This is a genomic window from Planococcus halocryophilus (genome assembly GCF_022489025.1).
Lineage (GTDB): Bacteria > Bacillota > Bacilli > Bacillales_A > Planococcaceae > Planococcus > Planococcus halocryophilus_A.
In genome coordinates this window covers 70,829-87,702 of sequence record NZ_JAKVTG010000006.1, presented here as the reverse complement: position 1 = coordinate 87,702, position 16,874 = coordinate 70,829, and the positions used below count along the sequence as shown (strand labels likewise).

Here is a 16,874-nt window from a genome sequence, read left to right as displayed (position 1 = left end):
AATGTTTTCCCTCCTTTATTAAGCAAGCGAGCCGCCTTCGCGGCTATAACGAATAACACCTTCTGCACATCGATAAGCTAATGCACCGACTGTTCCTGTTGGATTGTAACCACCGTTATGGGCAAAGTTACCCGCTCCTATAACGAATAGATTTTCAGCATCCCAATGTTGCAAGAAATTATTGACTACGCTAGTATCCGGGTCTGCCCCCATAATCGTTCCACCTGTATTGTGAGTCGTTTGGTAAGGAACAATATCATAATCTGTAAGTCCACCACCGGCCGCAACCGTTTTGGCACCCATTTCTTTTACGATTGCCTCTGCTTTTTCAGTAATATAACTATGAAGAGCACGATCTTGATCCGTAAAGTTATAATTTAACTGCAAGAGCGGAACTCCATAAATATCTTTATACGTACCGTCTAATGTTAAGAAGTTTTCTTTATGTGGCATTGAAGCCCCTTGTCCACCTACACCTTGTATTCTTGTGAAATTTTCAATGGAAGCGCGTTTAAAATCCGCTCCCCATGACGGAGTACCCGGTGGTGTTGGGTTAGAAAGGATTGGACGAGAACCTGTTTGTGTCGAAGATATACTTGCACCATGAATAAAATCCAGATCTCCATGGTCAAAGGCATCACCATTAAAGTCATCGATTGTCATACCAAGAGCGCCTGCTCCCATAAAGGTATTCATTTGTTCATCGAAAAACCCTGAAGCTCCAGGAAGAATTTGATATGCGTAGTTTTTGCCTAAAGTTCCTTGACCTGTTTCTGGGTCGTACTGTTGTCCAATATCAGAAACCATCAATAATTTCGCATTATTCATGACATAACTCGTTAACACTACAGCATTAGCCGGTTGAATAAATTCCTCGAAAGTTACAGTATCATAATATCTGACACCCGTTACTTTATCGCCTTCTTTTATCACTTCCACAACGTTTGCATTAAACCGGACTTCATAATTCCCTGTTTCTTTAGCTGCGGGTACTACCGTTATTTCCGGAGAAGTTTTGGCTCCGTACTCACAACCAAAACGTTCACAAAATCCACAATACTGACATGCATTGATTTTTTGTCCGTCCGGATTCTCGTAAGCTTCTGATAAATTGGCAGAAGGCATCATAAATGGTGTATATCCTAAATTTGATGTAGCATTTTCAAAACGTTGTAACATTGCTGTTTTTTTCATAGGAGGCGTTGGAAAATCACTTGACCGTTTGCCCCAAAACGGATTTTTATCTTCTCCCGAAATACCAACGGTTTTTTCAAAACGATCGAAATAGGGCTCTAATTCGTCGTATGTAATGCCCCAGTCTTGTATGGTGTAATCAGCCGATAGTTTATTCGCTCCATATTTTTTATCTGTCATCGTTTTGATTTCAAAATCATACGGAAGAAAACGCCAAGTCTGCCCATTCCAATGCGTACCTGCTCCTCCTAGTCCCTCGCCTAACAAAAATGAACCTAATTGACGCATTGGTAAAGCACGCTGTTTCCGATTATTACGGAATGTAATGGTTTCCTTAGATAAATCTTGCATCAATTCATAGCGAACTGCGTAGCGATATTCATCATGAACCATACTAAAATCTTCTGTCCCACGTTCTCGACCACGTTCTAATCCCACTACTTTAAGGCCTTCTTTTGCACATTCAGCAGCAATAATACCACCTGTCCATCCGACCCCTACCGTTACCACGTCTACACTTTCCAAAGTTGTCACCATAGCGATTCCCCCTTTTCATTTATGGTTCATCCCAACAGATTTAGGATCGATTTCGACAAAGTCTTCACTTTCAATATCTTTAATATACGCTAGCTGATGTCCAGGAAAGCCTTTCATTCTCCAACCGTCCATATTTACATTCCCACCATATATTGGATCTGCATATGCTCCTTCTAAAGTTGCTTGTCTCAATAGACGGAAGAAAAACTGAGATTCTACCCCTCTCATTTTAATTTCATTTTCTTGGAAAGCGGTCAAAATTTCATCCATTTGTTCGCCTTCTAAATCGACAAACTTCGCTTCAAAACGACTTTGAGCTTCTTGTTCCATTAGCTGAATGCCTTGTCTAAATATTTCATTTCGTTTAAGTCGACTTTGATAGCCTTGTGTAGGCTCTCCTACGAAAAAAGGTCCTTGCATATATTCTTTTGAATTTTCTCCGTAACTGCCAGCCAGTTGACCATCGATAAAATAAGGAACTCCTAATCCGATAGCTCCTGGCCCTAAGTCATCTTCAGGAAAAATCCGTTCTGTGGCTTGAGATATAGCTTCAAATTCTGCAGTTGTTTTAAAAAATGTCAACCCTCTTACTGCGCCAGTAGACCCTGACGTTTCGCCTGAAGTACCCGGAGCAGTCGTAGTGGCATCTTGCTTATTCGTATTAGCTCCGATTAAACCACCAATAATTCCTCCACCAATTAAAGCACCTGTAGCTATCCCTGAAGTCTTTAAGAAGTCTCGCCGTGAAAAATTTTTGTCTTTTCCAGCCATTTTATGAACCTCCCTATTAAATAATTGATTATTCTGAATATACATAACTATACTCCTTTCTCAATTGTTTATGCAACTACCTTAATAACAAACAGCTCTTTATACACACAACTATTCAGAATATTGAACTATTAAAAAATCCCAAAAAAAGAAGCCAAGGGAATGAACACCTCGGCTTTGTAGCAGTATTATTTTAGTTTAAGACTTTAATTGTAATGTTTTTGCGGCCCCATTGTAGAGCTTCGCCTTGTGTTGGAATAAAGACATCAATCTTGTTGCCTTTAATCGCGCCGCCAGTATCGCCAGCGATTGCTTCTCCGTATCCTTCAACCCAAACTTTTGAGCCAAGTGGAATAACAGTAGGATCAACTGCAATTACTTTTTGGTTTGGATTTGCACGAAGGTCGATACCTGTCGCTGTAGTCCCAGAACATCCTGCGCAATAAGCTGTATAAGCTGTTGCAGAAACTGTCATTGTTTTACCAGCTTGTGTTGAAGCTTGTGTTGGTGCTTTTTCAGCAGGTGCACTTGCTGCCGCTGGTGCTGGTGCAGTAGATTTCGCTGGTGCTGGTGCTGCAGTGCCGCCTTTAACGACAAATTGTTCACCAGGATAAATTAGATGACTTGAAACATTGTTCCAGCTCATTAAGCTGTCCACTGAAATTCCGTGAGCACTTGCGATTTCAAATAATGTGTCACCCGATTTTACTGTGTATGTTGAGTTGTCTGATGTTGTTTTTGATGTTGCTTGCCCATCAATTTCGAGTGCTTGGTTTGGGAAGATTAAATCTGATGATAGATCGTTCAACCCTTTTAAGCTTTCTACTGATACGTTATTTTCTTGCGAAATTCCCCATAGAGTGTCACCTGATTGAACTGTATATGACGATGAAGCGCTAGCTGTAGTAGCTGCTCCCACACTTAATGCTGCAATAGCAGTTAGTGTAACGATTTGCTTTTTCATAAATTGAAATTCCTCCTTTTCACTAACAGGAATGATCATAACACCTCGACATGTCAAGAACATTTCAAAACGACAGATAGAACATAACAATTTCATGACACAAAAACTCGTTTTGTTACAGAGTGTAATATAACGAATAATGATGCGTTTTATAAACAGGAATAGGAATCCGTTTAATTTTTTAAAATTGGGGAACGTGAAAAAGTTACATGAAAGAAACGAAAAGGAGAGAGATTGTTGAAGAATGTGACGATTGTTTTTTGGACTTCATTATTAATTTGTATAGGCATGCTTGCTTGGGGGCTCGCTTCGCCAGAAGGTTTTAACTTGCTAACAGGTGAATGGACCTCTGCTATTTCAAGTACATTTGGTTGGTACTATCTTTTAACCGTATTCTTAATCTTAGTTTTCTGCGTATATTTGATCTTTTCTCGATTTTCGAATCTGAAGTTAGGAAAACCTGATGACAAGCCAGAGTTTTCTCTTATCTCTTGGTTTGCGATGTTATTTAGCGCAGGAATGGGCATGGGGTTAGTTTTTTGGACAACCGCTGAACCAATCTCCCATGCTTTCATCAAAGCTCCCAAGTCTGAGCTCGGATCAGATCAAGCGATTCAAGAAGCAATGCAATTCTCTTTTTTTCACTGGGGATTACATGCATGGGCAATATATGGAATTGTTGCGTTAGTGTTAGCTTATTTTAAATTCCATAACGATGCACCGGGTTTGATTAGTGCTACACTTATTCCTTTATTCGGCAAAAAGCTAATGGCGGGTCCATTAGGAAAACTAATTGATACGTTAGCAGTCTTTGCGACTATTATCGGTGTTGCTTCAACACTTGGATTTGGATCCGCACAAATAAACGAAGGCTTGTCCTTTCTTTTCGGCACTCCCAATACATTTGTTTTCCAAATGCTAATTCTCGCGGTGACGACCGTTCTTTTCATCGGGTCTGCATGGTCAGGTATTGGACGCGGGATAAAATATTTGAGTAACATCAACATGATTCTTGCTTTTGTATTGCTCCTATTGTTATTGATTGTTGGTCCTACACTTTATATTTTCAATTCATTTACCGATACAATCGGAAGATATTTAACGAACTTCTTTTCCATGAGCTTTAATTTGGAACCGGTCAATGAAGAACAACGTACTTGGGTCGATGGCTGGACAGTATTTTACTGGGCTTGGTGGATTTCCTGGGCTCCGTTTGTCGGAATCTTTATCGCCCGTATTTCTCGCGGCCGTACCATTAAAGAGTTTATGCTCGGTGTGTTATTAGTTCCTTCTTTAGTGTGTTTTATCTTTTTTGCAGTGTTCGGCGTGTCTGCGTTGAATCTTGAGCAAAACGGCATCGCTAAAATTTCGGAATATAGTATAGAGACAGCGACTTTTGGCGTTTTGCAGTATTATCCGCTTGGAACCTTGCTGTCACTTATTACATTAGTTGTTATTGCAATTTTCTTTATTACTTCTGCTGATTCAGCGACATTCGTACTTGGTATGCAGACAACCGGCGGCATGTTGAATCCACCGAATCTCGTTAAAATCACGTGGGGTATTATTCAATCCTCAGTTGCCGCTATCGTCATTTACACAGGCGGTACGCAAGGTCTTCAAAATGCCTTGATTATCGCGGCTTTGCCATTTTCAGTTGTTATCCTCTTAATGGGTGTGTCCTTTTTTAAGGCAGCAGCACAAGATCCACTTATTAAAAGTTCAAAAAAACAATAAAAAATCCGTTGCCTATTGAAGGCAACGAATTTTTTGGTTTTATTTGAATACGCTCGTACTGTGTAATGGTTGAACTTTTGATTTTGGATCTAAGTAAGATTTTGCGTTGTTGATAGCTGTTGGTGCTTCACCAAAACCTACTGCGATCAGTTTAACTTTCCCTTCGTACGTTGCAATGTCTCCCGCAGCGTAAATGCCTGGAATGCTTGTTTCCATTTTAGAGTTAACGATGACTGAGTTTTTATCCATCTCAAGACCCCACTCTTTAATAGCACCTAGGGAAGTAATATTGCCGTAGTTGCAAATTACATGGTCCACTTCAAGACGTTCTTCATTTCCTTCTTTGTCAATTAGAACAAGCTCACGGACTTGACCGTTTTCGCCGACTAATTCTTTTACGCCAAAAGGTTTTTTCACTTCTACTTTTGATGCCATCAAAACATCGATATTCGCTTCGTGTGCAGTCATTTTCTCTCTGCGATGGCTTAACGTTACATGTGATGCGACGTTTTCAAGCATCATCGACCAGTCAACTGCCGAATCACCGCCACCTAAAACAACCACTTTCTTATCGCTAAAAATTGTTAAATCTTTTACTCCGTAATGAAGTGATTTTCCTTCAAAAGCTTCGCATTCTTCAACTGCAAGTTTACGCGGTTGGAATGCACCTACTCCTGCTGTTAACAATATTGCTTTTGAATAATGTAGACCTTTGTCTGTTTGAATTACAAAATGATCTCCGTGACGTTCAGCAGCTGTTACGGTTTCCTCTAAACAAATTTCAGGGTCTCCGTAGTTTGCTTGTTGGACTAAGTTATCCACTAAATCTTTTGCTAATATTTTGGGGAATCCACCGATGTCGTAGATGAATTTATCCGGATATAATTCAGTCAGTTGACCACCAAGTTGTGGCAAACTGTCTATGATTTTAACTTTCATTTTGCGCATACCGCCGTAAAAGGAAGCAAACAAGCCCGTTGGCCCGCCGCCGATAATCGTTATATCAAAAACTTCGCGTTCTTCCATTTATAACACTCCTAATCTAATCAGTAACTATATCCTATCATATTACCCCCGGTTTCACGCCATTGGACTTATGACGGAAATTAAAAAAAGAAAAGTTTGAATCCTCTGTCTTTTATCTTTAAACTAAAGCTTGGATACATAGGAAAGGATGAACGCAGTGGACTTAGGAATAAAAGAAAAAGTAGTAGTTGTGATGGCTTCTAGCAAGGGACTCGGCAAAGCAATTGCACTCGAGTTTGCTAAAGAAGGCGCAATTGTCATTATCTCTAGTCGAAATCAGCAGACGCTTGATGAGACAGCAGCTGAAATCAAAAAAATTTCTCGCAATCAACAAATATTCTCACACGTTTGCGATGTCTCTAAAGAACAAGACATCCTCCATTTGTTTCAATTTGTAGCCGATCAATTTGGTCGCATTGACGTTTTGGTCAACAATACAGGCGGTCCAAAAGCTGGTGGGTTTGATGCCGTTGAAGATGCTGACTGGTACCAAGCTTTTGAACAAAATTTATTGAGCTACATTCGCGCATCTCGCGCAGTTCTTCCTTATATGAAGGAACAGCAATTCGGACGCATCATTAACGTCTCCTCTTCTTCTGTTAAAGAAGTCATTGATGGATTGATCTTGTCGAACACTTTCCGTGCAGGAATGGTTGGGTTTGCGAAGACTTTAGCGCGTGAAGTTGCAGGCGATAATATTTTGATCAATACTGTCGGCCCTGGGCGATTTGCTACAGACCGCGTCGCTGAACTCGATAAAATTGCTGCAGACAAACAAGGTGTTTCAATCGAACAAATTGTTGAAAAAAGCAAAGCGGCGATTCCAGCTGGACGCTACGGGGAGCCTGAGGAATTTGCCAAAATCATCGTTTTTCTCGCATCATCAGCCAATTCTTTTTTAACTGGACAATCGCTCGTTGTAGAAGGCGGATCATTAAAAGCCTTGTAATGTGCCAAATGATTATACAGCCACCCCAAAAATCGATATACTAGAAAATGAACCTATTATAAAGGAGATGTTTTAACATGGCTAAAAAAGGACACATCCACATGGAAAACGGCGAAATCATCGAATTCGAACTTTTCCCAAATGAAGCACCAAACACTGTTGCAAACTTTGAGGACCTTGCAAACTCAGGTTTCTACAATGACGTAACATTCCACCGCGTAATTCCTGGCTTCGTAAGCCAAGGCGGCGACCCTACTGGTACTGGTGCTGGCGGCAGCGGCAAAACAATCAAATGTGAAACTGCAGGCAACCCACACAAACACCAAGCAGGAAGCCTTTCAATGGCGCATGCAGGTAAAGACACTGGCTCAAGCCAATTTTTTGTCGTTCACGCACCACAACCGCATCTTGACGGCGTTCACACTGTTTTCGGACAAGTGACTTCAGGACTTGAAACTGCTAAAGCGATGAGCAATGGCGACAAAATGACTAAAGTTCACGTTTTTGACGAAGAATAAAAACAATTGAGCTTAACCGGCCTGGATTTTCATCCAGGCCGGTTTTTTGTTTGATGATTTATTCCATATTTTTGAAATACTGTCCGGTTCGTGTTGAATACTGTCCGAATGGAATAAAATACTGTCGGATTCGAATAGAATACTGTCCAAATCACAGCAAATACTGTCCAAACGCTAAAATCCACAAAAAAAATACGCCCGTAGGCGCATCTTTTATAATACTTTACTCAAAAATGCTTTTGTCCGTTCATGTTGCGGATTGCCGAACAATTCTTTCGGCACATTTTCTTCCACAATATAACCTCCGTCAATAAACAACACGCGATCGCCCATTTCAGCAGCAAATCCCATTTCGTGTGTTACAACGACCATGGTCATACCTTCTTGTGCTAATTGCTTCATAACATCTAGCACATCGCCTACCATCTCAGGGTCAAGTGCTGAAGTCGGTTCATCAAACAACATGATTTTCGGATCCATCGCCAGTGCACGAGCAATCGCCACACGTTGCTTTTGACCGCCAGAAAGTTCACCTGGATAAGCTTTTGCTTTTTCACGAAGTCCAACTTTGTCCAACAGTTCATAAGCTTTTTTCTCCACAGCTTTTCTGTTGCCTTTTTTCACTTTCATCGGTGCTAAAATAATATTTTCCAGTACCGATTTATGAGGAAACAAATTAAATTGCTGAAACACCATTCCAACGTCTTGGCGAATTTGATTGATGTCTATTTTCGGATTTGTAATATCCGTTTCTTCAATAAAAACATGTCCTCCTGTAATTTCTTCGAGTCGGTTTAAGCAGCGAAGAAACGTACTTTTCCCCGAACCAGATGGACCAATGACACAAATAACTTCTTTTTCTTCCACAACCGTACTGATGTCTTTTATAACTTCCAAATTGCCGAATGATTTTTTTAAGTTCTCTACTCGAATCATAGTCATCGCAATACAAACTTCCTTTCTACATAATTCGCCAGCATGGATAGTAAGTAAATAATGACGAAGTATATAATTCCTAGGATTAAGTACACATTAAAAGCGTCAAACGTGGCGCTGGCCTGAATACGACCTTCTTGCGTCAAATCTGCTACGCCTATGACTGATAGCAAAGATGTATCTTTTAATGAAATAATCGCTTGGTTCGTAATCGTTGGTAGCATGCGTCTAAAAGCTTGCGGCAATACGATATGTCGCATATTTTGTGTTGAATTCAAGCCAAGAGAGCGTGCTGCTTCTGTTTGGCCTTTATCGATTGACTGAATACCCGCACGAATGATTTCCGAGAAATAAGCTCCCGCGTTGATCGCCACTGTTACAATTCCTGCAGTAGTATTATCCAAAGAAATAAAAGCTAAAGAGTTCAAACCAAAATAGATAAAGAATAACTGGACGATAAATGGTGTACCTCGAATGGCATCAACAAAGATTTTTGCAATCCAATTTAAAATTTTCAAAGGTGCTAGTCTAAACAACGCAACAATTAAACCGATTAAAAATCCAAGAACAATAGCAATTGCAAATATATATAACGTTACTTTCAAACCTTCCATTAAATACGGAAAGGCATTAATAATTGTATCCATTTTTACATCTCCTTTGAATAAAAAAATGCAGCGCGCATATGCGCGCTACATTTATTTTTTATTCTGCAATATACTTCGCTAAAATTTCATCGTATTTACCGCTGTCACGCAATTCTTGAAGACCTGCATTGATTTGCTCAAGAACTTCTGCGTTTTCACCTTTTAATACAGCAATTCCGTACTGATCTCCAGTTAAACGATCTCCTACTGTTTTCAAAGAAAGTCCACTTTCAGCAATTGCATAAGCAATAACTGGGTAATCTTCTAGCAATACTGCTGCATTACCGTTTGATACTTCTTGGAACATAGATGGGCTATCTTCGAATTGTGCTACTGTGTAGCCATATTCTGCTTCGTTATCACGAGCAAATTGAGCACCAGTTGTTCCACTCTTAACCGCTACTGTTTTGCCTTCTAAATCGTCTAAAGATGTAATTTCACTGTTATCTTCTGCTACAACAAGAGACAAACCTGCATCAAAATAAGGATCAGAAAAGTCTACTACTGCTTTACGCTCATCTGTAATACTCATACCAGCAATCGCGACATCCAATTGATCCGCTTGCAAAGCTGGGATAATTCCGCCAAAGTCCATTGGGCTGAATTCAATTTCAAAACCTTGGTTTTCAGCAATCGCAGTAATCAAGTCAATATCAATTCCTGTATATTCACCGTCTACTTCAAACTCGAAAGGTGGATATGTTGTATCGATTCCTACTTTATACGTTTTTGCGTCACTTCCGCCGTCCTCACTTGTTGTATCTTCACTCTCGTCGGATCCACAAGCAGCGATCACGAGCATCATTGCCATAAGTAGTGCTAAAAGACTCCATTTTTTCATTTTAGTTCCCCCTTGTTTTCTTTCATTGGCCTTACTAAATATTAATATATCATAATTTTCTCAAATTCAGAACCTTTGATAAAAAATAACTAAAATATTGCGGAACGAATCAGTACTAAAGTTCTTTTTTACTAGCAACTTCTCTTTTTTTACGTAATCGATTAAACAAACGGAAGTTATGAACTAACGTTTTCAAAACTGCGTATGTTGGAATGGCGATTAAAATTCCGACAAACCCATATAAAGCGCCTGCAATCATTAACAGCAAAATAATCGTTAACGGATGGATGTTTAGACGATTCCCCATAATGTTCGGAGTAACCAAATTCCCTTCAATTTGTTGAACGACAAGCAACACGAGGATAACTTTCATCGCCATCCACATATCTCCACTCGTTAATGCCACAAAAAGCGCGGGTACAATCCCAATAAGCGGACCTAGAAACGGCACAATGATTAAGAACATCGCAAAAATCGCCAAACTCAAAGCATAGTCCAACCCAATAATAAGGTATCCGATATACATCAAAGTTCCCACTACGCCAGCTACAAAGGCTTGACCAACGATAAAAGCAGACAAAGTTTGATCGACATCTTTCAATATTTTTTTCCCTTCAAGCTTATGCTCTTCTGGCAAATACTTAGTCAAATGTGGGATAAACTTGTCATCGTCCTTTAATAGAAAGAACAAGACAAAAGGCACAACGATTAAGACAATCACGATATTCATTAGCAAGGCTAAAATGTTCATGACATTATCCAATAAGCCTTCTGAAAGATTTTCTAAATAATCTAAAGTCCAAATCCGAATTTCTGAACCCGTCACTCCACCAAATTGAAAATTAGCTAAAAAATGATCAGATTCTTCTGTTACTTCTTCAACTGTTTCCGGCGCCAAGTTTACCAAACTATCAACTTGTTTAGTAATAACTGGACCAAAGAAATAAAGTAAAAGAGATGCGGTTAAAGCAATGATCGTAAAAATAATTCCTATTCCTACAATTTTAGGCACAAAACGTGCTAACCAATTTACAATCGGTCGTAATAAGTAATAAAAAAGCCCACCTAACAAGACAGGAGCAAAAATCGTGGCAATAATAATCTGTATGGGTTCTAGAACATAATCAATTTTTCCTAAAAAAAACAAAGTGATAGCAACGAGTAATATAGCTGTTGTGTATTCGAAAAATGGCTTTCTAATCCACATATCTTTCTCCTCCTTTTCAAAATCCGAGTCTCGAATTTCGGCATATAAAAGCGAAAGCAAAATGAACTTTGCTTTCGCTTTCGGTTATCTCTTATTTATTTTCTTCAAGCTCACGCATTTCTTTATGAGTTTGTGGAAATCCATTAGCCTGCCATTCATCGCGGTAAATAGAATCCAATTGCGATAAGCCTTGTTCAGCAGAGTCATCTAATGCATCGACACTTTCACGTTTGTCGATTTCCGCGCTGTTGTACATATCTATGTCTGGTTCCACACGAACAGTATTTTTCTCCTGGTAAGCTCGATAAACAAAAATACCAGAAGCAGCTGCAAGTGCACTACCAATCAATGTGTTCATTGTTGATTTTTTCATGTAAATTAATCCCTCCAAAAAATATATACTCGCTTCCTCCTTATATACCCCTTTTTTATTTTTTAAACTGGCTCAGCTAAACTTGTACTTGGCGATATAAAACTTACTTGAAAGTAGCTTTTTCACCATTCGCGTACCAACGCATAAAAATAATAATTTATTATTTTTATAACAATAATTTGTTACATTATCCCTTTTATTGTGGTAAAATGAGATCAAATAGGGAGGGATAAATATGAAGACTTTTTTGTCTTTAATTGCAGCTGCCATCCTGATGTTCAGTATGTTTTTAACTCCCGCCAACGCGATTGTTTTGTTTGATGACGTAAATGCCGACCACCCGTTTGCTTTTGAGATTGCTTATCTTTATGAAGAAGGCATCATCAATGGATATCCCGATGGTACCTTCAGACCAAATGACCCTGTCACTCGTGCTCATGCTATTGCGATGATTGGACGAGCTGTGTATTTAGACGACACTGCCCGCTCAACCGGTTTTAGAGATGTTCCTTCAAGTCATCGGTTTTCCGGTTATATTGCTTCGGCTGCTGAAAAGGAAATCATTTTTGGTTTCCCGAATAACTATTTCCGTCCTGATTGGACTGTTACTCGTGGACAAACTGCCGCCATGCTAGACAGAGCTTTCTATTTCCCAAAAGCTCCAGCCAATACGTTTAAAGATATGACGAAAAAACATTTTGCATTTAATGCCGTATCACGTCTTGCTTATCAAGGCGTTGCACGCGGCTATCCAGACAATACGTTCCGACCTGACGTTCCAGTAACTCGTGCACAATTTGCTGCATTTCTGGCTCGCGCCGTTGACCCTGTGTTCATCCCAGAAAAGCAGAAATTGCTTTCCACAGCTAACAAAATTCTGGCTGAGCTAAAAGCAAAAGACTTTGCTGATGTAGCCACTTATGTAGGTTCTGCAGACGGATTGACCTTCTGCCCTTACAGCGGTGGATGTCTCGATAGCGGTGGTGTTACATTTACTAAAGCACAGCTTCCAAACTTCATGACCAACTCCAATGATTATTTATGGGGATATCAAGATGGTAGCGGCTTTGAAATCAACTTAACGCCTGCCGAGTACTATGATCAATTTTTGATGAATGCGACTTATACCGACAAAGATCGGTATGGAAGAACGACTCAGCCAACTGCTCATGAGTTTATCCATCAGCTCTACCCTAGAGCGATGATTGTTGAATACCATTACCCAGGAACAGAACAATACGATGGAATGGACTGGCAAAGCCTGAGTATGGTATTCGAGAAAAACAGTAGCGGTAAATGGATACTCGTAGCGATTATCAATGATCGCTGGACCATTTAAGCGCTAAAATAAAAAATGCCTGACGACTTTATGTGCCAGGCATTTTTTCGTTTTCTTTAGCTTGTGTTAACAATTGTGTTAAAGCCGCTTGGAACTTCTCATTATCTTCGGGCTGTCGTTTTTTCGGCCCTTTCATTCTGCCGCCACCTTGGCGAATCTTCTTCGCTACATGACGACCGTGAAGCAATTGTTCAATATTTTCATCCGAATAAACGCGACCGTTTTGATCAATCGGTATCCCTCGTTTGGCAAGAACCATTGCTGCAAGCCCATAATCTTGTGTCACCACAATATCGCCTTTTTTCACTCGGTTTACAAGAACAAAATCCACAGCATCTGCCCCTTTCGATACTGTGATGGTCTCTGCACCTTCTCTATGCATTTCGTGGGAAGTATCGCAAATCAAAATGACGGGTAAACGATAAACTTTCGCTAAATCAATCGTCTGTGACACAACTGGACAACCGTCTGCGTCAATTAGAATTTTACTCATCACGCTTTGCCCCCTCCACCATTTCATCAACTAGTTTTTCAGCCGCTCTTCTATAAAGATTGCTCGTGTGCACCAGTGATGCAATTAGTAGGACACGCTCTAATTCTTCTGAATCCCCAACATCCGCTACTTGTTCGGCAGCTTTTTCCGCTTGTTGTGTTAGTCCAGTCTCAAAAAATACTCTATTGTTTTGCTGAAGGTTTAAATAGCTTTGGTAAAACTGTTCAAGGTCTAGCTCTTTTTGTTCTGCTTTTTCATTGATGCCATCTAATACTTGCTTGACGTCATTGATCGATAATGCGCTTTTCATCTGATAAATCAAGCTGATGAGCATAATGTGATCCCGACTGTACTTTTTGTTTTGAATGGGATAAAACAATTTCCCTTTTGCGTAATTATTAATCATGGTTTTGGTGAGAATTTTTTCGTCTGGATGTCGTTTTGTTTCTGCGAAACTGGATTCAAACAATTGAATTACTTGATCAATATACAAATCAATTTTTGGGATATCTTCTGGTAAGACTTGATTGTGAAAAGCCATTTCTTCGATTAGTCTATTTGCGTTTCCGATATGCACTCACGCTCCCCGAGGTATTTCATACTCGCTATTTTACATCATTATCAATAATTCTCCAAACTTGACTACATTATATAACACGAGTATCTTTATAAGTAGTTTCAATAACTACGTATAGCGAGGAGCTTTTCATATGAACACATACATTCGAGAACCATTTAACGCTTTATCCCATTTAGTAGGAGCCTTATTATCTTTAGCTGCCTTATTGGCAATGGTCATTAAAACTGCTTATGCTGGTCAACCGGCTTTGCACATAGCAGCTGTCTCCATTTTTGGCATTAGCTTAATCTTTTTATACAGCGCTTCAACCATTTATCATTCAGCCCTTTCTCAGCCTTACATTATTGCCTTTTTACGAAAACTCGATCACTCGATGATTTTTGCATTAATCGCAGGATCTTATGCACCTTTTTGCCTCATTGCGCTTGGCGGTACACTCGGATGGACCTTGTTTTTGCTTGTGACTGTGTTAGGACTCAGCGGAATCTTCTTTAAAATGGTTTGGTTCCATTCCCCGAGATGGCTATCTACTGTCATTTACATTGCAATGGGCTGGATTATCATTTTCGCAGTCGTGCCATTAGCAAATGCCCTTTCTTTAACAGGCTTACTTTTACTTGTTGCTGGCGGAGTTTCTTATACAGTTGGTGGTATTATTTATGGCATTAAACCAAATTTCCTGTCTTCCAAACATTTGGGGTTTCACGAAATTTTCCACCTTTTTATTCTTTTCGGTAGCCTTTGTCATTTCTTATCCGTTTACTTTTATGTGCTATAACATGAAAAAAAGGTGCACAAATTTCTTTGTGCACCTTTTAGCTTATTAAGAAAATCTATAAGTATTGTTAATTAGGCTGAGTCTCTTGTTTTGATGCAATCCACATATAGTAAAACACAACGAGAATCACAAACACTCCAAGCATTAAGTAAAGATTAGAATAACCGGCAATTCCTGCGATTAACCCAAGCAACACTGAGCCAATGGCAATCCCGCTATCATAAAAGGCAAAGAAAGTACCAGTAGCATAGCCACTACGATGCTTATCAGCCGCCTGTATGGCAAGGCTTTGAAAACTTGGCAATAAGGTTCCATAACCAAGACCAATTAACGCTCCTGACAATAGCAGCATCCATGAAACTTCGGTAAAGCTTAATGTGATCAGTCCCACACCAAAAATAACAATCGAAGGAATAATGACAACTTTAGGTCCTATGGTATCAAACAACCTCCCAGTAATTGGTCGAACAATTAGCATCGCCATTGCATATACAAGAAAGAAAAAACTTGCGGTTTTGATGAGCCCTAACGATTCCGCATAAACAGAGATAAACGCGATAACACTGGCATACGCAAATGCGATTAAAAACCCAACCGTTGCAATTGGCATCGTTTTTTTCTCTAAAAAGTCGTTGATCGATAATTTATGTTTTGGTTGTTTACTATAGGGTTCTTCATTTACTTGAACAGCTAAGGCACATAAAAATCCGATAATGATAATAACCGCAAGAACGATAAAAATAATGTGTGCTGAAACATATTGTTGCAAGGTTAAGACGATAAAAGGACCAACAACTACCGCTAAGTTCATCGCAATGCCGTAATAACCCAAACCTTCACCACGTCGCTCTGGTGGAATAATGTCCGCCGCTATCGCTCCTGCTACAGTCGTTAACAAGCTAAACCAAATACCGTGGAAAAACCGCAGCCATAAAAGTGACGTGAAACTACCCACAAATAAATAGAGTATGGTACTAACAGCAAACAGCAGCACTGAAATTAGCAACATTCTTCTTTTGCCGAATTTCTCCAAAATCATCCCTGACAAGAAACGCATAATGATAGCAGACAGCAAGAATACGGATATTACTAATCCTGCTTCTGTAGCTGTGCCGTTTAATTCATTTAACACATAAAGTGGCATATACGTTAGCAATGCATAAAAAACAACAAAAACAAAAAACGTGCTGATTGAAATATTAACAAAACTTTTTGTCCAGATTGGTCTTTTTTCAGTCATTCATTACATCTTCTTCCTAAAAATTATTGTCCGATTTTTTTCAGTAACGAGAGGAGCTGATCTTGCTCTTCCTCTGAAAGACTCGATACCATCTCTTCCTCTACGTGCTGAATCCGCTTTTCGATTTCCGGTGAATTTTGTTCTGCAAAAGGTGTTAAGTGAACAATTCTTGCTCGCTTATCGTGACCTTCTTCCCGAAACACCCATCCACTTTCCTCTAGACGAGCGATAGTCCTCGTAACGGTTGGTGCTTCTACATTCAAATACTGCCAAATTTCTTTTTGTGTCATCGCACCAAATTGCTTTAAACAAAAAAGAATAGACCATTGCGAACTATATAATTCAAACTCTTTTAAAGCATCATTGACCTCTTTAATCGATAAGCGGGATTTTTGGTGGATTTCATGAAACAGTAAACTTTTCATCAGTCTCATCCTCAACTATTATTTACCTAAGTAATTATATTCCCTTTTATTGGACTAGTAAAGAAACTTGGTTTGGAGACCGAATAAAAAAAGCCGTTTTCAAAAGCACATGGCTTCAGAGTCTAGACAAAAAAGGCTATTTTTCTATCATAAAAAAGGATAATTCCATATTAGCGACGGCGCGTCCACGGGGTAGGCGAAGCTAGAAGAAAGGTGGTTTTTCTGGCTTCTGGCGGGAGCCATGCCCAAAGCGACCGGAGCGATTTGTTTCCAACAAAAAAGCCTGTAGTGGCCTCGAATAAATCGAGTTCATCTACAA

General features: G+C 39.6%; 18 protein-coding genes. 5 read left to right on the top strand and 13 right to left on the bottom strand.

Going from position 1 to position 16,874, the window contains the following annotated elements; all coding sequences use genetic code 11:
• Positions 1-18: 18 nt before the first annotated feature.
• The 3 genes from MLE13_RS09050 to MLE13_RS09040 all read right to left on the bottom strand — a co-directional run bounded on the left by MLE13_RS09050 (position 19) and on the right by MLE13_RS09040 (position 3,466).
• Complete coding sequence (locus MLE13_RS09050; RefSeq protein ID WP_240749401.1) at positions 19-1,731, bottom strand: GMC family oxidoreductase; 1,713 nt, start codon at positions 1,729-1,731, stop codon at positions 19-21.
• Between the two features lie 15 nt (positions 1,732-1,746).
• Positions 1,747-2,502: a gluconate 2-dehydrogenase subunit 3 family protein gene (locus tag MLE13_RS09045; protein ID WP_240749400.1), complete on the bottom strand. Its 756-nt coding sequence runs from the start codon at positions 2,500-2,502 to the stop codon at positions 1,747-1,749.
• Positions 2,503-2,695: 193 nt separating this feature from the next.
• Positions 2,696-3,466 (bottom strand): LysM peptidoglycan-binding domain-containing protein, encoded by a 771-nt coding sequence (locus MLE13_RS09040; protein ID WP_240749399.1) that lies wholly within the window; start codon positions 3,464-3,466, stop codon positions 2,696-2,698.
• A gap of 237 nt (positions 3,467-3,703) precedes the next feature.
• On the opposite strand from MLE13_RS09040, the gene MLE13_RS09035 reads away from it, so the two are divergent.
• Positions 3,704-5,203, top strand: a complete 1,500-nt coding sequence (locus tag MLE13_RS09035) for a BCCT family transporter (RefSeq protein ID WP_276323881.1) — start codon at positions 3,704-3,706, stop codon at positions 5,201-5,203.
• A gap of 39 nt (positions 5,204-5,242) precedes the next feature.
• On the opposite strand, the gene MLE13_RS09030 is transcribed toward MLE13_RS09035, so the two are convergent.
• Entirely contained in the window at positions 5,243-6,229 is a 987-nt protein-coding gene (locus MLE13_RS09030; protein WP_240749397.1) for an NAD(P)/FAD-dependent oxidoreductase, read from the bottom strand.
• Positions 6,230-6,386: 157 nt separating this feature from the next.
• On the opposite strand from MLE13_RS09030, the gene MLE13_RS09025 reads away from it, so the two are divergent.
• Positions 6,387-7,178 carry an SDR family oxidoreductase gene (locus MLE13_RS09025; protein ID WP_240749396.1) on the top strand — a complete coding sequence of 264 codons (792 nt, stop codon included), beginning with the start codon at positions 6,387-6,389 and terminating at the stop codon, positions 7,176-7,178.
• A gap of 77 nt (positions 7,179-7,255) precedes the next feature.
• Positions 7,256-7,696 (top strand): peptidylprolyl isomerase, encoded by a 441-nt coding sequence (locus MLE13_RS09020; protein WP_008498682.1) that lies wholly within the window; start codon positions 7,256-7,258, stop codon positions 7,694-7,696.
• A 213-nt stretch (positions 7,697-7,909) separates the two neighbouring features.
• On the opposite strand, the gene MLE13_RS09015 is transcribed toward MLE13_RS09020, so the two are convergent.
• The 5 genes from MLE13_RS09015 to MLE13_RS08995 form a co-directional block, all read right to left on the bottom strand.
• Positions 7,910-8,638, bottom strand: a complete 729-nt coding sequence (locus MLE13_RS09015; RefSeq protein ID WP_276323880.1) for an amino acid ABC transporter ATP-binding protein — start codon at positions 8,636-8,638, stop codon at positions 7,910-7,912.
• Positions 8,635-9,279, bottom strand: coding sequence for an amino acid ABC transporter permease (locus tag MLE13_RS09010; RefSeq protein WP_240749395.1), 645 nt, complete (start codon positions 9,277-9,279; stop codon positions 8,635-8,637). Before MLE13_RS09010 ends, MLE13_RS09015 begins: the two co-directional genes overlap by 4 nt.
• Before the next feature lie 58 nt (positions 9,280-9,337).
• Complete coding sequence (locus MLE13_RS09005; RefSeq protein ID WP_240749394.1) at positions 9,338-10,120, bottom strand: transporter substrate-binding domain-containing protein; 783 nt, start codon at positions 10,118-10,120, stop codon at positions 9,338-9,340.
• A 115-nt stretch (positions 10,121-10,235) separates the two neighbouring features.
• Positions 10,236-11,327 (bottom strand): AI-2E family transporter, encoded by a 1,092-nt coding sequence (locus tag MLE13_RS09000; protein WP_240749393.1) that lies wholly within the window; start codon positions 11,325-11,327, stop codon positions 10,236-10,238.
• A gap of 91 nt (positions 11,328-11,418) precedes the next feature.
• Entirely contained in the window at positions 11,419-11,700 is a 282-nt protein-coding gene (locus MLE13_RS08995; protein WP_240749392.1) for a hypothetical protein, read from the bottom strand.
• A 235-nt stretch (positions 11,701-11,935) separates the two neighbouring features.
• On the opposite strand from MLE13_RS08995, the gene MLE13_RS08990 reads away from it, so the two are divergent.
• Positions 11,936-13,039: an S-layer homology domain-containing protein gene (locus tag MLE13_RS08990; protein ID WP_240749391.1), complete on the top strand. Its 1,104-nt coding sequence runs from the start codon at positions 11,936-11,938 to the stop codon at positions 13,037-13,039.
• Between the two features lie 28 nt (positions 13,040-13,067).
• On the opposite strand, the gene MLE13_RS08985 is transcribed toward MLE13_RS08990, so the two are convergent.
• Together MLE13_RS08985 and MLE13_RS08980 are read right to left on the bottom strand one after the other, a co-directional pair.
• Entirely contained in the window at positions 13,068-13,532 is a 465-nt protein-coding gene (locus MLE13_RS08985; RefSeq protein ID WP_240749390.1) for a YaiI/YqxD family protein, read from the bottom strand.
• A complete protein-coding gene (locus MLE13_RS08980) occupies positions 13,525-14,109 on the bottom strand; it encodes a DUF1836 domain-containing protein (protein ID WP_240749389.1) in 585 nt (194 codons plus the stop codon). Before MLE13_RS08980 ends, MLE13_RS08985 begins: the two co-directional genes overlap by 8 nt.
• Before the next feature lie 133 nt (positions 14,110-14,242).
• Here MLE13_RS08980 and trhA point away from each other — a divergent pair, with 133 nt between their 5' ends.
• Complete coding sequence (gene trhA / locus MLE13_RS08975; protein ID WP_240749388.1) at positions 14,243-14,890, top strand: PAQR family membrane homeostasis protein TrhA; 648 nt, start codon at positions 14,243-14,245, stop codon at positions 14,888-14,890.
• A gap of 67 nt (positions 14,891-14,957) precedes the next feature.
• Here trhA and MLE13_RS08970 read toward each other — a convergent pair whose 3' ends face one another.
• Together MLE13_RS08970 and MLE13_RS08965 are read right to left on the bottom strand one after the other, a co-directional pair.
• Complete coding sequence (locus tag MLE13_RS08970) at positions 14,958-16,130, bottom strand: MFS transporter (protein ID WP_240749387.1); 1,173 nt, start codon at positions 16,128-16,130, stop codon at positions 14,958-14,960.
• Positions 16,131-16,153: 23 nt separating this feature from the next.
• Complete coding sequence (locus MLE13_RS08965; protein WP_240749386.1) at positions 16,154-16,555, bottom strand: MarR family winged helix-turn-helix transcriptional regulator; 402 nt, start codon at positions 16,553-16,555, stop codon at positions 16,154-16,156.
• Positions 16,556-16,874 lie beyond the last annotated feature (319 nt).

Bases quoted from the DNA above. Each gene is read 5' to 3' on its own strand.
- MLE13_RS09050 (WP_240749401.1), bottom strand. From the start codon at position 1,731: ATGGTGACAACTTTGGAAAGTGTAGACGTGGTAACGGTAGGGGTCGGA.
- MLE13_RS09045 (WP_240749400.1), bottom strand. From the start codon at position 2,502: ATGGCTGGAAAAGACAAAAATTTTTCACGGCGAGACTTCTTAAAGACT.
- MLE13_RS09040 (WP_240749399.1), bottom strand. From the start codon at position 3,466: ATGAAAAAGCAAATCGTTACACTAACTGCTATTGCAGCATTAAGTGTG.
- MLE13_RS09030 (WP_240749397.1), bottom strand. From the start codon at position 6,229: ATGGAAGAACGCGAAGTTTTTGATATAACGATTATCGGCGGCGGGCCA.
- MLE13_RS09020 (WP_008498682.1), top strand. From the start codon at position 7,256: ATGGCTAAAAAAGGACACATCCACATGGAAAACGGCGAAATCATCGAA.
- MLE13_RS09015 (WP_276323880.1), bottom strand. From the start codon at position 8,638: ATGACTATGATTCGAGTAGAGAACTTAAAAAAATCATTCGGCAATTTG.
- MLE13_RS09010 (WP_240749395.1), bottom strand. From the start codon at position 9,279: ATGGATACAATTATTAATGCCTTTCCGTATTTAATGGAAGGTTTGAAA.
- MLE13_RS09005 (WP_240749394.1), bottom strand. From the start codon at position 10,120: ATGAAAAAATGGAGTCTTTTAGCACTACTTATGGCAATGATGCTCGTG.
- MLE13_RS09000 (WP_240749393.1), bottom strand. From the start codon at position 11,327: ATGTGGATTAGAAAGCCATTTTTCGAATACACAACAGCTATATTACTC.
- MLE13_RS08995 (WP_240749392.1), bottom strand. From the start codon at position 11,700: ATGAAAAAATCAACAATGAACACATTGATTGGTAGTGCACTTGCAGCT.
- MLE13_RS08990 (WP_240749391.1), top strand. From the start codon at position 11,936: ATGAAGACTTTTTTGTCTTTAATTGCAGCTGCCATCCTGATGTTCAGT.
- MLE13_RS08985 (WP_240749390.1), bottom strand. From the start codon at position 13,532: ATGAGTAAAATTCTAATTGACGCAGACGGTTGTCCAGTTGTGTCACAG.
- trhA (WP_240749388.1), top strand. From the start codon at position 14,243: ATGAACACATACATTCGAGAACCATTTAACGCTTTATCCCATTTAGTA.
- MLE13_RS08970 (WP_240749387.1), bottom strand. From the start codon at position 16,130: ATGACTGAAAAAAGACCAATCTGGACAAAAAGTTTTGTTAATATTTCA.
- MLE13_RS08965 (WP_240749386.1), bottom strand. From the start codon at position 16,555: ATGAAAAGTTTACTGTTTCATGAAATCCACCAAAAATCCCGCTTATCG.